Below are 14,898 nucleotides of genomic sequence, written 5' to 3'. Positions count from 1 at the left end.
AGATTTTGGAGTTCGCAATGCCCCATGAAGGCAACCTGTTACAAGCAGCCGTGGTGTTCCTGCTCGCCGCCGTGCTGACCGTGCCCCTGGCCAAGCGCCTGCAGTTGGGCGCGGTGCTGGGCTATCTGTTCGCCGGTGTGATCATCGGCCCGTCGGTACTGGGCCTGATCGGCAACCCGCAAAGCGTCGCGCAGTTCTCGGAGTTGGGCGTGGTGCTGCTGCTGTTCATCATCGGCCTGGAGCTGTCGCCGAAACGTTTATGGGTGATGCGCAAGGCGGTATTCGGTGTCGGCCTGGCCCAGGTGCTGCTCACCGGCCTGGTGATGGGCGGGGTCGCGCTGTGGCTGTTCGGCCAGTCGTGGAACAGCGCAATCGTGCTGGGCCTGGGCCTGGCGCTGTCGTCCACCGCCTTTGGCCTGCAAAGCCTGGCCGAGCGCAAGGAGCTGAACCAGCCCCACGGGCGCCTGGCTTTTGCGATTCTGCTGTTCCAGGACATTGCGGCGATCCCGCTGATTGCCATGGTGCCGTTGCTGGCCGGGGGCGATCACCCAAGCACCCAGGCCCAGGGCGTGCAGCACGTGTTGCAGATCCTCGGCAGCATCGCCGTGGTGATCATCGGCGGGCGCTATCTGTTGCGCCCGGTGTTTCGCGTCGTCGCCAAGACCGGCCTGCGCGAAGTGTCCACGGCCACCGCGTTGCTGGTAGTGATCGGCACCGCCTGGCTGATGGAGTTGGTCGGCGTGTCCATGGCCCTGGGCGCGTTCCTCGCCGGCCTGCTGCTGGCGGACTCGGAATACCGCCACGAACTGGAATCCCAGATCGAACCGTTCAAGGGCCTGCTGCTCGGCCTGTTTTTCATCAGCGTGGGCATGGGCGCCAACCTCAGCCTGCTGCTCAGCTCGCCGCTGGTGGTGATCGGCCTGACCCTGCTGTTGATCGGTTTGAAACTGCCGCTGCTGTATGCCGTCGGCCGGCTGGTGGGCGATCTCAACCGCGAGAGCGCCTTGCGCCTGGGCGTGGTGCTGGCGGCAGGCGGTGAATTCGCCTTCGTGGTGTTCAAGATCGGCCGCGACCAGGGCCTGTTCGAACCGCACCTGTACGACATCCTGGTGCTGACCATCACCCTGTCGATGGCCGTGACGCCGCTGCTGTTGCTGGTCTGCCCGAAGCTGTTCAAGCCCAAGGTCAAACCCGTGGAAGTCCCCGAGGAATACCGCACCATCGAAAGCGATGCGCCGCGCGTGGTCATCGCCGGCATGGGCCGCATGGGGCAGATCGTTGCGCGAATCCTGCGCGCGCAGAACATTTCGTTTATCGCCCTGGACACCTCGGTCGAAACCATCGAGCTGACCCGCAGTTTCGGCGGCATGCCGGTGTTCTACGGCGACCCGCAACGTCCGGAGATCCTGCACGCGGCCAAGGTCGACCGGGCGGAGTTCTTCGTCATCGCGATGGATGACCCGGAGATCAACATCAAAACCGCCGAACTGGTGCGCAGCCTCTATCCGCACATGAAGATCATCGCCCGCGCCCGTAACCGCCAGCACGTCCACCGTTTGGTGGACCTCGACGCGTCACCGGTGCGCGAAACCTTCTATTCCAGCCTGGAAATGAGCCGCCGCACCCTGGTGGGTCTCGGCCTGAGCCAAGCCCAGGCCGACGCGCGCATCACCCGGTTCAAGAACCACGACCTGCAGGTCCTCGCCGCCCAGCACGCGGTGTACGACGACGCGGCCAAGGTCATGCAGACCGCCCAGGAAGCCCGTGCGGAACTGGCGCGGTTGTTTGAAATGGACCGTCTTGAGGAAGAGTCCGACAAGGTGTGATGGTGCGGATGAACGATCTTGCGAATTTTCTGACAGAATACGGCGCAATTTCGTTCATCTACCGGAGCGCTTCTTCATGGCCACTTTCACCAAGACCGCCGTCCTGCTGGCCCTGGCGCTTAGCGCCGGCAGCGTATTCGCCGCGGCCAAGCCGGCGGATCAGACCATCTCCACCTTGGGCGGCAAGTTCAGCTTCGACCTGCCCAAGGCCTATGTCGCCGACACCCTGCCAGCCGGCAAGGCAGCAGACGGCACCGGGGATACCCAAGGTACGATGTACGCGAACCAAACCACGAAAAGTGTGGTCATCGTCGCCGAAACCGTGCGCAACGACGGGGTGACCATTAAAGATAATGACCCGCAGTTTCTCGACGGCGCAGTCGCCGGCTTCGTCAAGGACCAGAGCGCCGCCCTGCCCGACTTCAAGAAACAGAACGAAAAGAAACTGACCTTCAAAGGCCTCGGCCTGCGCCAGGTGGACAGCACGGCCACCCAAGGCGGCGGCAAAACCTTGAACTCCACCTTCCTCGGCGGTTCCGGCAATCACTTACTGGTGATCCAGGCGATTTCGCGGGCGGATGATGTGAAGGGGCATGCGCAGTTGGTGAAACTGATCACCGGCGGCAAGTAAACCAACCGTTAAAACCACACCGATCAACTGTGGGAGGGGGCTTGCATCCCGATGGCGGTGCATCAGTCATGCATGTGTTGGCTGACACACTGCTATCGGGAGCAAGCTCCCTCCCACATTTTTAGCGGTGTTCACTTCACATTGGTTTCCAGCCAGGCCTTCAAGTCCTGCACTTCCGCTGCGCTGATGGTGTGGTTCATGCCCGGATAAGTATGAAACTGCGGCTTGAGCCCCAACCCCGACAACACCTCGTTCGCCCGCGTCGCCGAGGCATACGGCAGCGCTTGGTCCAACGTGCCGTGGCCGATGAAAATCGCCAACTGGCCCAATCGCTCATCCGGCTTGAGCTGCGCCTTGAGCACCGGCAACACGCTGCCACTGAGCGCCGCAATCCCGCGCACCAACTCAGGGTCACGTAACGCCACCTCGTAAGACATGATCGCGCCCTGGCTGAACCCCACCAGGAACACCCGGTCAGGCTGGGTGTGGTATTTGACGGTAGCCTTGGCGACAAACGCCTTGATCAGCCTGGCGCTGCTCTGCAGGTCGTCGGTCATCCCATCGTAATCGCCGCCACCCGGTGTCTTGGTGAACCAGCGGAACCCTTGGGCGTCCACCGGCATCGGCGCGCGCGCCGACAGGTAGGTCCAGGTGGACGGCAGCGCATCCTTGATGCCGAACAGGTCTTCCTCGTTGCTGCCAAAACCGTGCAGGAAAATCACCAGCGGCTGGTTGCGCGCATCGCCCTGGGTCTGTTCCAGGTACAACAACGGCAAGTCGGTGTGCAGGTCGGAATCGGCGTGGGCGGCACCGGCCACCAGGGCCAGCACCAGCGCGAACAGTTTGAACATGGAGATCGACCTCAGGGTTTGCGCAGCAAATAAGTGTCCATGATCCAGCCGTTGGCCAGACGCGCAGCCTTGCGCACCCGTTGGATGTCTTCAGCGACTTCACTCACCTTGCCGCTGATGAGGATTTCATCCGGCGTGCCGAGGTAGGCCCCCCAATAAATGTCCAGATCCTGATCGGCCACGGTGCGGTAGGAGTCTTCGGCGTCGAGCATCACCACCAGGGTGTCGGCATCGCTCGCCTGCCCCGCCGCCAAGCGGCGCCCGGTGGTGATCTCGATGGAGCGGCCGATGCGGTTCAGCGGCACTTTGTGCTGGGCCGCCAGGGCCTGCACGCTGGTGATGCCGGGGATCACTTCGAATTCAAAGACGCAGCGGCCACTGGCCAGGATCGCCTGCAGAATGCGGATGGTGCTGTCGTACAACGCCGGATCGCCCCAAGCCAGAAAAGCCCCCACTTCGCCGTCGGCCATTTCTTCGGTGATCATGCGCTCGAAGGTCTGCTGCTTATCGCGGTTGAGGTCCTGCACGGCGCGGGTGTAGTCGATGTCCCCGCGCACCCGCTCGGGGCAATCGGCCTCGACGAAGCGGTAGCCGGGCTCGGTGATGTAGGTCGCGCAGATCTCACGGCGCAGGTCGATCAGCTTGTCTTTGCTCTGGCCCTTGTCCATCAGGAAAAACACGTCGGTGCGGTTCAGCGCCTTCACGGCCTGCATCGTGATGTAGTCAGGGTTGCCGGCGCCAATGCCGATGATCAGGATGCGTTTCATGGGTTGCTCTCATTGCGGGGCGTGGATTTTGCCATGTTCACGCACTCAGGCGTGAGTTTCCAGGCGCAGGCGCCAGACGCCGTTGAAACGCAGCTCAGTGCAAGACAGCGGCTCCACATCGATGCGATAAAACATCGCGACGGGAAACTGCATGACGTAGAGCAACGCGGCGCGGATGACAAACGGGTGGGTGATGGCCACGACATGGCCGGATTCGGTTTGCAGCGACTGCATCCACTGCGCGACGCGCGCGCAGAGCCGATCCACCGACTCGCCACCGTGGGGTGCGCTCGCGCTGTCGGTGAGCCAGGTCGTCAGTTCGGCGCTGTCGAGCGCGGCGATGTCCTGGCCTTTCCAGTGCCCGACATCGCCATCGCGCAAGGCCTCTTCGATCTGCGCCCGATCGCCGAACAAGCTCGCTGTCTGACGGGTTCGCGCCTCGGGCCCACAGCGCAGCCGCACGTTTTTCTTGAAGCGACCGGCCAGGGATAACGCCGCGTTTTGCCAATCCATCACCAACGATTCGTCATCGGCAAAGCAGCCGCGCTTTTGCAACGGCGTGACGGCATGGCAGATCAGAGTCAAACGGGTGGCTTGCATCGCGGATCGCAGCTACAGGAAAGATGAGACCGCCAAGACTGGCGCAGTTGGGGCGATCACGCAACGCCCGGGGCCGGATCCTGCACTAATCAAACCACTCCCGCCGCCCCTCGAACGTACTGGTGATCAACTCGACGATCATCTGCACCGCCTCGGCATGCTGCACCTGCGCTTTCACCGCCAGCCACACCTGGCGCTGCATGGGCTCGGCGAGCAATCCCGGCAAGGCCACCAGGCCACGGTCGAAGCTGCCCATGTAGCGCGGCAGCAAACCGATGCAGGCGCCGCAGCGGATCATCTCGAGCATCAACGAATAGGCATGCACCTGCACGACCGCGGCCAGGCGCTGTGCCACCACCGTGTTCCATGGCTGTAAGGCGTTCACCTGCCCATCCGGCTGCCACTGCACCAGCATGTAGTCATCCAGGTCTTCGACACTGTCGGGGCGGGTTGTCAGCCGCGAGTAACGCTTGGCGATGTGCGGCAGGTACTCCAAGCGCGCCAGCACTTGAGGCGGCGCAGTGGGGAAACTCGGGCCGGGCGTGGGGCCATCGGCGTCGGAGAGCCACAGCACCACGTCAACGTCCACCGCTTGCAGGGACAATTGGCTGTCGATGGAGATGATTTCCAGGCGCACGCTGGCGTTGCGGCGCAGCAAGGCGATCAGGTCGCGCCCGAGGATGTCGTGCAGGATCGGCTCGGCCACGGCCAGGCGAATCAGCGGCTGCTCCACCACCGGCAGGCGCCGCGCATGGGCCAGGGCAATCAATTGCGCCTGCAGCAGTTGGCCATCGCGGCTGAGTACCAGGCCGTTGCCCTGAAAACTGAACAACACATGGCGCAGCTGTTCCTCCAGTTGCGCCAGGCGTTTGCGCAGCAGCGTCGCCTTGATATTCAGGCTGCGCGCCGCCTGCATGAAACAGCCGCAGCGCGCACTCACCAGAAAGTAGCGCGCGACCTCCGGCTCGATGTCGTTGGCCAGGGCCAACCAGGCGCTGCGGGACTGGCTCGGCTCGCGATAGGGTGCAGGCCCCTGGGGGCCAGACGGTTCTAGAAATGCCATGGGAGACTCCCTGTCTTGTAGGTCTTGTGCATCCAATGCGGTTGACGCGGGTTACTCCAGCACCTGGTTCAACTGCGCGCCGTCGATGCTCAAGGTCGCGGTATTGAGCATGCCTTCCAGATACGCCTTGGCGATCTGTTCCTGGCGTTGCGCGCGCAGGGCCTGGGTCAGGCGCTCGCGCAGTTCGTCGAGGGTGGCGGTGCGCGCCGGTTGCTGGGCGGTGAGTTTGAGCACATGGAACCCCGCCGGGCTTTGCACCACCTCCGAGACCGCGCCGACCTTGAGCCGCGACACCGCTTCGCGCACCGCCGGCACCAGTTGCTGCAACGGCTGCAAGCCCGAGTCGCCACCGCGCTGGGCGGTGTCCGGGTCTTGCGAGTATTGCGTGGCCAGGGCGGCAAAATCCCCCGGCGCGGCCTGGGCCTTGCGGCTCAGTTCCTGGGCCTGGCGACGTACCGCGTCGACACTTTGCGGGTCATTCAGCGCCAGGAAGATCTGGCTGACCCGGTACATCGGCGGCGTTATCCATTGTGCTTTGCCAGCGTCGTAGGCCTGCTGCAATTCAGCGGCGCTGGGGTAGTCGGCCGGCACCTGGCTGACCGAGAGCATGTAGTCGCGAAACACGATCTGTTCGGTGGCGGCGCGGGTCTGTTGCTCCACCTCCGGGCGCTGGCGCCAGCCCTGGGCGTCGGCCTGTTCGAGCACGGCCTTTTGCGCCAGGCGCGAACGCAGCCAGCTCTCCAGGGCGCCACGGTTGCCGCGCAGTTGCTCACGGGATTCGGCCGGCAGGCTCGCCAGCACGCTTTTCAGTTCAGGCACGTCGATCTGCTGGTTGCCCAGGCGTGCCACCGCCGGCGCGCCACGCTCATTGGGTGAGGACGTGACGACAGGCGCCGGTTGCTGAGCGGCGACCGGGTCGCTGCCCGGTCGCAAGCTCAACCCCACCGCCACCACCAGCAACGTCAGCGCCCCCGCGCCGACAACCACGGTTCGCTTCTTCACAGCACCGGTACCTCTTCAGCCACAGGTTCAGCCGCCGCCTGGGCCTGCAACTGCGCGGCGTGCTGGCTGTACTCACGCAGGTAGACGATAAATTCCTGCAGCAGGCGGTCCCACAGTTCCAACTGGCTGCGCAGGTGCGTGGCGCCGACACCGGCCACCACCACGTCCATTTCCATCAGCAAAAATTCACCCTGCACCGACAGCCGCGCAAAACGGCGCGAGGCGTTCCACACCTGGGCCAGGCCTTCGGGCAGGTCGCCCTGCACGCGCAGCGCGCAGCTGTAGGTGAAATCCACGTAGCTGCCCGGCTCCGTCGCCGGGTTGCCGAAACGCACGGCAAAGCCGATGCCCTGGCTGGCGCTGAGCAGTTGCACGATGCCGTTCTGCTCGCTCTGGTTGACCCGGTAGCCGGCCTCTTGCAGCAACTCGGTGAGGCTCTGGGCGGTGACGCTGGTGATCAATTCGTTCATGGTCTGCTCTTCCTTGTGGATCAATGATTGACGCCCGCCTGGGGCGCATCGAAGCGGGTCTTGTACAGATCGTCACCAAACCCCTGGGCCAGTTCCTCGAACTTGACCCGCGCACCGCTGGCGAAGGGTTGGCGAATACTCATCACCTCGGCCACGTCGATTTTTTCGTAGGCCGCGAGCAACTGCTGAGCCACGCCGTACATCTGCTGATTCTTGGCTGAACATTGCTGCACTTGTGTGTCACGTTCGCTCAGTTGCGCCTGCAGGCGTGCGCGCTCGGTTTCTTTGCCCTTGGCCAACACCAGCAGTTCGTCATAAGCCTTCTTGAACTTGCCGATCTGCTCGTTGCTCGCCGCCGCCTGGGCTTGCGCCTGGCTGTGCAGGTTCTGTTGCTGGCCGGCGAGTTGCTCGGCCACGCCACGGGCCTTTTCCAGCTCGGCGGTCAATTGCTTGATTTGCGCCTGGGCCTGCTTGGCCTGGTTTTCCGCCGCCAGGCGCGCGGCACTGGCCTGGGCCTGCTCGCTTTGCAGCGCCTGCAACTGCTGGGTGGTGCTGCGCAGTTGCGTGCGCAGGCGCTCTTCCATGCCTTCGGCCGAAGCACCGGTGGTAACCAGCAGCAACAGCAGCGCGCATATTCGCGTGTTCATGGGGCATCTCCCTGCGCATCAGAAGCGCGTGTTGAGTTCCAGTTGCATCACATCGACTTCGAACGGCGCGCCATACACTTCCGACGCGCTCAACCAACGCGCACTGGCGTAGATGTTCTTGTCGATGCCGTAGTTGCCGCCAATGAAGTAGCCCTTGGCGTTGGTGCCGCCGAGGTGATACGAGGAGTCGTTGAAACCGTCGGGCAAGGCGTCAGGCTGGATGTACTTGTAGCCGGCCAGCACGTTCCAATCGCCACGTTTGCGCATCTCCAGCGCACTGCCGAGGGTGAACTGCACCATCATGGCGTTGCCGCCACTTTCAAACTGGCCCTTGCTGTTGATGTTGTTGACGATCTGGCCTTCGCTGCGCTTGAGCATTTCGCCTTTGTCGTAGGCCAGGTTGCGGATGTAGTTGCCTTGGGTGCGCAACTTGAAGTCGCTGGGCAGTTCGCTGTCCCAGACCAGGTTGAGGTCCAGCACGTCGAACTTGGACGCCAGGCCTACGTACTGCGGGTCTGGCGTTCTGACAGGGTCCGCCGGGTTGGTGGTGTTGTTACGCAGCAGGAACACACTGTTGCCTTTTTGCATAAAGGCCACACGCGTGCCGTCGGTGTCGCAACCGGGGGCGCCAGCCCACGGCGAACAAGGGCTGGAGCGCTCGCCCTGGATGTCCTGGAACTGGTAGTAGGCCGCGGCGAGCTTAAGGCTGTTGCCGCGGTTGATCTTCCAATCGGCGCCGATTTGCCCGCCGAACAGCCATTTGGTCTGACTGTCTTCCTTGTCCTTGCCGTTGCTGCTGGCGGCATCCGCGGTGTATTCGACCGGGAATGCACCGAGGGTGCCGAACAGACCCCACTCGTTGCTGAGCTTGTGGTTGAAGATCGCAGCCACGCCGTCGAAATTGAGCTCGTTGGAATACATCATGTCGGTGGCGTAGAACGGATTGGCGATTCGCCCGCCGGTCAAGGTCATGTAGTCGGTGGTTTTCCACCTCAGGTAACCCTGGTCGAGCCAGATGTCCTTCTTGCCGAAGCCACCGCCCAGGGTCTGGGTAGTGGACACCGGGTTATTGTCAGAGCCGGTGCCCAGGCGAATGCCGGCGGTCCATTCCGGCGAAATCACCGCTTTCATGCCCAGGCGCGCACGCAGGCGGAACAGGCTTTCGCGGTCTTCACGGGTGTTGAGCAGCGGCGGCAACTTGGTGTTGGAGTTGCGGTTGACGTCGTAAGGCCCGTTCTCATTGAGCTTGGCGTAATCGAGGATTTCGTTGCTGTTGTTACCCGAGAAATAGCGCGACTCGTCACGCAGGCGGATATCGCCATCAAAGCTGATGCGCGAGACCCAATCCGGGAAGGTATTGGGCTGGGCCCAGTTTTCCTGCTTGGCGGTGGCCATGACTTCGGCCTTGACCTGATCGCGGATCTGGTCGCGCACCGCTTGCGGCACATACTGCACGCGCACATCACCAGGCGCCGCCGTCGGGCCGCTGGCGACCACCGGCGCGGCATTGGCCTGGCGTGCCTGTTGGGCTTCTTTTTCCGCCTGGGCGATCAGCCCATTGGCGGTGTCCTGGGTGAGCACGCCTTGCTGTACCAGCAGGCGGATCAGGTTGATCGTGACGTTTTCCGAAGGGGCGACCGGGGCGGCCGTCGCCTGACCGACCAGGGTCGCGATGACCATGCCGACCGCCAGGGTCAGGCGATTCACGGGGGAAATCATTCGTAAGCAACTCCTGTAAAAAACTGCAAAAAATGGGTTCGATCAATCCGGACGCCGACCCTTGAGGGACAGGCGCACCGGCATGCTCACCGAGGCTGGAACGCGTTGCGCGGCATGCGGTACACGCAACGCCGCCAGCACCTGGGCATCGGTCTCGCGGTCGCCGCTGGACTTGGCCAGCTCCACACGCGTGACCTGGCCCTCGGCGCTCAACCACACATCCGCCTGTACCGCGTAGGCCTTTTTGCGTAACTCCGGGTCTTCCCTCAGCAGGCGTTGAAACACCCCCGCCAGGTATTGCTTGTACGTGCCGGCACCCAGGCCACCACCGCCGGAACCGGCCATGCCGCCGCCCTTGCCCGCGCCGATGTTGAAGCCGTCGTTACCGGACTGCGCATCGCCATCGATCTGCATCGGGTTGGCCAAGTCGTCGGCCGGCGAAGGCGGTGCTTCTTCCGCCGGTTTCACCTCTTCGGGCTCCGGCGTGGGCACCGGTTCGGGTACTTTTTCTTCCACCTGGGGCTCGGGTTCCTTGGGTTTTTCCGGCGGCGGTGGCGGCGGTGGCGGCAACGGGATAATGGTCGGCACCTTGGGTGCTTCGCGGCGTACCCCACTCATGTCATTGGCCCATTGCCAGAGAAACCAGGCAGCCACGGCGCCCAGCAGCAGGCCGGCGCCCCACTTCAGCGGGCGCAGCGGCGGCTTGTTCTTCACGGGCAACGGCGGCATCGGGATCTGTGCGGTCATGACTCAGCCCTGGCTCGGTTTGCCGGTGACCAGCCCGACCTGGGACAGCTCCAACCGCCGCAGCAGGTCGAGCACCTCGATCACCTTCTGGTACTGCACCGTGGCGTCGCCGCGCACGATCACCGGGAAATCCGGGTTCAGCGCTTTCTCGATGCGCAGGCGCTCCTCCAGCTCGCCGAGGGTGACCGGGTAGGCATCGAGGAACACCTGGCCGCCGTCGTTGACGGAGATGGCCTTGGTCTTGGCCTCCGACAGCGACACCGAGGCGCTGGCCTTGGGCAGATGAATCTGGATGCCCGAGACCTGGGCGGTGGCGGTGAGGATGAACATCACCAGCACCACCATCAGCACGTCCACCAGGGGCGTGATGTTGATGCTGTCGACGGCGGCATCGTCGTCATCGTCGTGGGAGGCATTTACGGAAGCCATGGCGATTCTCCTCAGGCCGAAACCGGCGCGTGGTGCGGCACGCGGTGCGCCGTTTCACTGAACTGGCTCTCGCCGTGCATCTCCGCCAGGCGTGTGATGAACTCGTCAACGAACACGCGCATGTCGGCGCTGACTTCCTTGTTGCGCGTGATCAGGCGGTTGTAGCCGAACAGCGCGGGGATCGCGACGAACAGGCCCATGGCCGTGGCCAGCAAGGCCGCCGCCATGCCCGGGGCGATCGCATTGATGTTCACGTCGCCGGCCATGGCCGTGCCGAGGAACACCACCATGATGCCCAGCACCGTACCCAGCAGGCCGATGTACGGGCCGCCGGCGATGGCGTTGGACAGCGTCGACAGTTTGGAACTGAGCGCCTGGTTTTCGCGGGTACGCACGCCGTCCATGGAGCAACGGATGGCTTCGATGGTGGCCGCCGACACCGACGAGGTGTCGGCGCCCTGGGCGCGGCGGGTGCGGATCTCCTTGACCGCCACGCAGTACAGGCGCCACAGCGAAGAGTGGGTCAGGCGTTCGGCGAGTACGCTGTCGTCGTAGAACATTTCCAGGCGGGTGCCGATCTGCGCGAACTGCTCGCGAAACGCCTCGTTGGCACTGCTCACACGGCTGACCATGCGGTTCTTGCGAATCATGATGACCCACGACTGGAACATCATCGCCACCAGCACCAGGATGATCACCCAGGCATCCATCGGCACCGCGTTGAGCAGAAAGCCCAGGCTGCCGAAACCGTAGCCCGACTGTTCTTCATCCACGCCGTAAGCGACCAGTTTCGACTCGGCGCCCTGGGCACTCGCATCGGCCAGCAACACGGTCGCCGGGCGGGCCACCTTGGACAGGCGCAGCTCATCCATCGCCCCGGCAAACGGCAAGTGCGGGCCGGCTGCTTCCGGCAGATCGGCACCGATCGCCAGTTGTGTATTGAACGCCGGCATCGCCACCGCCAGGCTCGCGGTTTCGCGGCCGTTGACATACAGCGTGACTTTTTCACCCTCGGCGGTGAACGCCAGGTGCTGCCATTGACCGGGGTTCAGCGGCTGGGTCGAGACGGCGCGCTGGCCGTCGATTTCCACGAACGGCATGCCTTGGTTCAACCCGAGCAACAGGCTATGCGGAGCCTCACGCCGGGCGAGGACGATCTGTTCGCCGCTGGCCTGGTCCAGGCGCAGCCAGGCGCTGAACGTGAAGGCACCAGCGGCGGCATGTTGCAGCGACGGGCTGGCCGGCAACAGCAAGGGCTGGCCACTGAACTGCAAGGCCCGCCCGACCACGCCGTCGATGCTGCTGCCGGTGGCATTCAGCGCAGTGTTGGCGTAGGCCGTGGTGTCCCGTGGCGGTGTGCCGCTGGCCCCGTCAAAGTGATACAGCGCAGTGTAATTCGGGTCGAAGGTCAGCTGGCCGTTGGCGGTGGCCGGGGCCTTCTGGTTGCCGTAGTACATCCACAGGTCCTGGCGCTGAGCGCCTTCGACCTTGGGCACATCGACCCAGATCAGCGCCATGCCCATCAGCGGGTCGAAGCTTTCGATCTGGTGGTTGAACACGGTCTTGTCATCGGCACCGACAAAGCGCAGGTCGCTGCCGTCGTCCTTGACCCCGTCAAAGGTGAAGTTGCCGGTGTGCAGGCGCACCAGCAGCGCGGTGCGGCCCAGGGCCTGGTTGATCGCGGCGCCTTGGGCGGTGGTGTCCACGCTGATCTGTTTGCGATAGTGCCAATCGTCCTGCCACCAGGCATGGGCGGTGGCCGGGAGCGCGAAGCCCAGGCAGATCAACAGGCTCAGGAATAGGCGTTGCATGGGAAGAATCTCCGGGGAAAAGGGTCAGAAGGTCGCCTGCACACTGAAGTGCAGTCGCGAGTCCTGTTTCTGGGTGTTTGGTCCGTCGAGCAGCGGGTAGCCCCAATCCAGGCTGCCGGACAACCATTTGCTCAAACTGGCGCGGGTGCCAAGGCCGACACTGGCCAGGCTGTATTCGTCTTCCTGCTCGGGCAGCGGGTCGTGCAGACGCAGGCGCGCGCCTTCGGCGAACGCGTAGAAGCGCCACTCCTGCACATAACTGCCGAGGAACTTGGCCAAAGACGGTGTGCGCAGCTCCTGGGAGAGCAGCAACCCCTCATCCCCCGTGCGCTCCGCCGCCAGGTAACCGCGCACCGAGGTGGCGCCGCCAGCGGAATACTGCTCGTTGGACACCAGCGGTCCCGAGGCCAACTGGAAGCCGGCCTTGGACGCCGACTGCCAGTCGTTGGCGAAGGTGTAGGTGTAATTGGCATCGCCCTTGAGCACGGCGAAACTCGGGCTGGAGTCCCAGCGCTTGGCACGGAATTCTTCGGCGTCGCTGCCATAGCCAAAGAATGCGCGGGTGCCGACGACCAGGTTCAAGCCCAGGCCCAGCTGGGATTTTTCGCTGTAGCGGTAGCCGTTGTAGCCAAAGGTGAACGGGGCATACTTGAGCGGCACCTGGTCGCTGCTGGCGCCGAATTTCAGCTGTTCGTCGAAGTCCTTGAAGTCGATGCCGAAGGAGAACGAGTTGGCCCAGTTCCCGTCCAGCGGCAGGTTGTAGATCGCCGACACCCCGTAGGAATGGCCCTTGCCCAACACGTTGCTGCCGCCGATAGTGGCGATGTTGCTGTCGGACTGATAACCGGAAAACTGCACGGTCCAGCGCTCATCCAGCGGCGCGCTGTAGGAACCCGACCAGACCTTGGCATTCGAGCTGTCCTGGGGCGCGGTGAAATACGTCAGCGAGATGCTGTGGCCCAGTTGCCAGAGGTTGTCGTAGCCCAGGGTCGCGACCGAGCGCAGCTTCTCGGTGTCGGCGCTGTAGTCGTTGTTCAGGCCGATACTGGCGTGCCATGGGTTCTGGTCCTCCACCTGCAAGTCGACGTCCATCGTGCCGGGGCGCTGCCCCTCGCGGACCAGCGGCGTGACCTGGCGCCCGGCACTGCGGTTGAGCCCGGCCAGCTGGGTTTGCACGCTGGCGAAATCCGGCACGGCGCCTTCCTTGAGCGCCGGTACTTCCTCGCGGATTTCCACCGGCGAGTAATGCTTGGCCCCCACCACCCGCACGCGGCCGACCTTGGTTTCGCTGACTTGCAGGTAGACGATGCCGTCATCGACCTTCTGCTCCGGCAGCTCCACAAACACCGACTGGTAGCCACGCGCCTGGTAGATCTTCTGCAGCGCGTCGCGGGCGCCTTCGATATCGTTCAGGGTCTTTTGCGGGCCGAGAAACGGGTACACCGCCTCTTCGATCGTTGCCGCATCGAGCACGGTATTGCCGCGCACGAAGTACTCGTTGACATCCACCCGGCGCGCCGGGGCATCGCCCTCTTCGGCCAGCGCCGGCTGCACCAAGGTGCCCAGCGCCAGGCAACACAGCGCCAGCGTTGACTTGAACAGATGCTCCACACAGCCCCCTAAATATCTAAAATGTTGCGCCCTCGCCGATTGCACGGCGTTTGGCCTGCTCAATTGCGGGTTGTCGAAAGTTGGCTGTGCCGTGCCAGCCAGGTGTGCAACAAGGCGAAGTTCAACGAGAACTCCGGCATGTGCAGCAAGGCGCCACAAAACACTTCACCGATGACGGTCTGGATCAATTGCACCGCCCGCGGGTTGCTCAACAGGGTGGCGATATCGCGCTGCAGCGCCTGGATGCCCCACACCTTCTGGTGCAGGTCGAGGCCGACGAACCAGCGGAACAGCAGGTTGTAATTGAGCTGTTCGTGCAGTTGCTGTTCGCTGGGCACGGAGTACAGCAATTGCAGCAGCAGGATCTGCAACACGGTGCGCGGCGCGATCTGCATCCCGGGTACGGGCTGCAGCAGGTCGTGGTGCCGGTCGAACACCGCATCGATCTGCGGGCGCAACAACACCAGCGAATGGCCGGCGGGGATGTAGCTGGAGACTTCCTTCAAAGCGCCCTGCCAATCGTCCTGCGAAACGATCCACACCCAGGGCGCGCCGTAGCGGTACACCGAAACCGGCTTCTTGCGCGCGGCTTCGACGATCTTCGACAGGCGCTGATCGAGCTCCTGCATGCCGACTTTCGAGTAACGTTCCATAGTTCCCATGTGCCCCACTCCTGGCGTCCTGCTGACGGCTGGGGAGACGACTTGTGGCCGCCTCCAGCGCG

The 14,898-nt window shown here is 63.7% G+C and carries 15 protein-coding genes; 2 read left to right on the top strand and 13 right to left on the bottom strand.

Annotated elements, in window-relative coordinates:
• Positions 1 to 17: 17 nt before the first annotated feature.
• On the top strand, positions 18 to 1,826 hold the full coding sequence (locus tag ACVWZP_RS02480; protein WP_046383058.1) for a monovalent cation:proton antiporter-2 (CPA2) family protein: 1,809 nt from the start codon (positions 18 to 20) through the stop codon (positions 1,824 to 1,826).
• Between the two features lie 76 nt (positions 1,827 to 1,902).
• The gene (locus ACVWZP_RS02475) at positions 1,903 to 2,457 is read left to right on the top strand and encodes a DcrB/PsbP domain-containing protein (RefSeq protein ID WP_017849157.1); all 555 of its coding nucleotides are present in this window, start codon (positions 1,903 to 1,905) and stop codon (positions 2,455 to 2,457) included.
• 131 nt (positions 2,458 to 2,588) lie between these two features.
• On the opposite strand, the gene ACVWZP_RS02470 is transcribed toward ACVWZP_RS02475, so the two are convergent.
• The 13 genes from ACVWZP_RS02470 to ACVWZP_RS02410 form a co-directional block, all read right to left on the bottom strand.
• The gene (locus ACVWZP_RS02470; RefSeq protein WP_126588319.1) at positions 2,589 to 3,308 is read right to left on the bottom strand and encodes an alpha/beta hydrolase; all 720 of its coding nucleotides are present in this window, start codon (positions 3,306 to 3,308) and stop codon (positions 2,589 to 2,591) included.
• A gap of 11 nt (positions 3,309 to 3,319) precedes the next feature.
• The gene (gene cobF, locus ACVWZP_RS02465; RefSeq protein WP_457369341.1) at positions 3,320 to 4,075 is read right to left on the bottom strand and encodes a precorrin-6A synthase (deacetylating); all 756 of its coding nucleotides are present in this window, start codon (positions 4,073 to 4,075) and stop codon (positions 3,320 to 3,322) included.
• A 45-nt stretch (positions 4,076 to 4,120) separates the two neighbouring features.
• The gene (locus tag ACVWZP_RS02460) at positions 4,121 to 4,675 is read right to left on the bottom strand and encodes a histidine phosphatase family protein (RefSeq protein WP_046383055.1); all 555 of its coding nucleotides are present in this window, start codon (positions 4,673 to 4,675) and stop codon (positions 4,121 to 4,123) included.
• Between the two features lie 85 nt (positions 4,676 to 4,760).
• Positions 4,761 to 5,738, bottom strand: a complete 978-nt coding sequence (locus ACVWZP_RS02455; protein ID WP_046383054.1) for a LysR family transcriptional regulator — start codon at positions 5,736 to 5,738, stop codon at positions 4,761 to 4,763.
• Positions 5,739 to 5,789: 51 nt separating this feature from the next.
• Positions 5,790 to 6,740, bottom strand: a complete 951-nt coding sequence (locus ACVWZP_RS02450; protein WP_046383053.1) for a peptidylprolyl isomerase — start codon at positions 6,738 to 6,740, stop codon at positions 5,790 to 5,792.
• On the bottom strand, positions 6,737 to 7,210 hold the full coding sequence (locus ACVWZP_RS02445) for a YbjN domain-containing protein (RefSeq protein WP_046383052.1): 474 nt from the start codon (positions 7,208 to 7,210) through the stop codon (positions 6,737 to 6,739). Before ACVWZP_RS02445 ends, ACVWZP_RS02450 begins: the two co-directional genes overlap by 4 nt.
• A gap of 20 nt (positions 7,211 to 7,230) precedes the next feature.
• On the bottom strand, positions 7,231 to 7,857 hold the full coding sequence (locus tag ACVWZP_RS02440) for a hypothetical protein (RefSeq protein ID WP_017849150.1): 627 nt from the start codon (positions 7,855 to 7,857) through the stop codon (positions 7,231 to 7,233).
• Positions 7,858 to 7,875: 18 nt separating this feature from the next.
• A complete protein-coding gene (locus ACVWZP_RS02435; protein WP_046383051.1) occupies positions 7,876 to 9,576 on the bottom strand; it encodes a putative porin in 1,701 nt (566 codons plus the stop codon).
• Between the two features lie 42 nt (positions 9,577 to 9,618).
• On the bottom strand, positions 9,619 to 10,323 hold the full coding sequence (locus ACVWZP_RS02430) for an energy transducer TonB family protein (protein ID WP_017849148.1): 705 nt from the start codon (positions 10,321 to 10,323) through the stop codon (positions 9,619 to 9,621).
• 3 nt (positions 10,324 to 10,326) lie between these two features.
• Positions 10,327 to 10,752 carry an ExbD/TolR family protein gene (locus ACVWZP_RS02425; RefSeq protein ID WP_017849147.1) on the bottom strand — a complete coding sequence of 142 codons (426 nt, stop codon included), beginning with the start codon at positions 10,750 to 10,752 and terminating at the stop codon, positions 10,327 to 10,329.
• 11 nt (positions 10,753 to 10,763) lie between these two features.
• Positions 10,764 to 12,563: a DUF2341 domain-containing protein gene (locus ACVWZP_RS02420; RefSeq protein WP_177031740.1), complete on the bottom strand. Its 1,800-nt coding sequence runs from the start codon at positions 12,561 to 12,563 to the stop codon at positions 10,764 to 10,766.
• Between the two features lie 24 nt (positions 12,564 to 12,587).
• The gene (locus ACVWZP_RS02415) at positions 12,588 to 14,174 is read right to left on the bottom strand and encodes a ShlB/FhaC/HecB family hemolysin secretion/activation protein (RefSeq protein ID WP_046489230.1); all 1,587 of its coding nucleotides are present in this window, start codon (positions 14,172 to 14,174) and stop codon (positions 12,588 to 12,590) included.
• 59 nt (positions 14,175 to 14,233) lie between these two features.
• Positions 14,234 to 14,827, bottom strand: coding sequence for a transposase (locus ACVWZP_RS02410; protein WP_457370382.1), 594 nt, complete (start codon positions 14,825 to 14,827; stop codon positions 14,234 to 14,236).
• Positions 14,828 to 14,898: the final 71 nt, after the last annotated feature.

This window comes from Pseudomonas sp. TE36184, from assembly GCF_054060055.1.
This window is presented reverse-complemented; position numbering and strand designations above follow the sequence as displayed.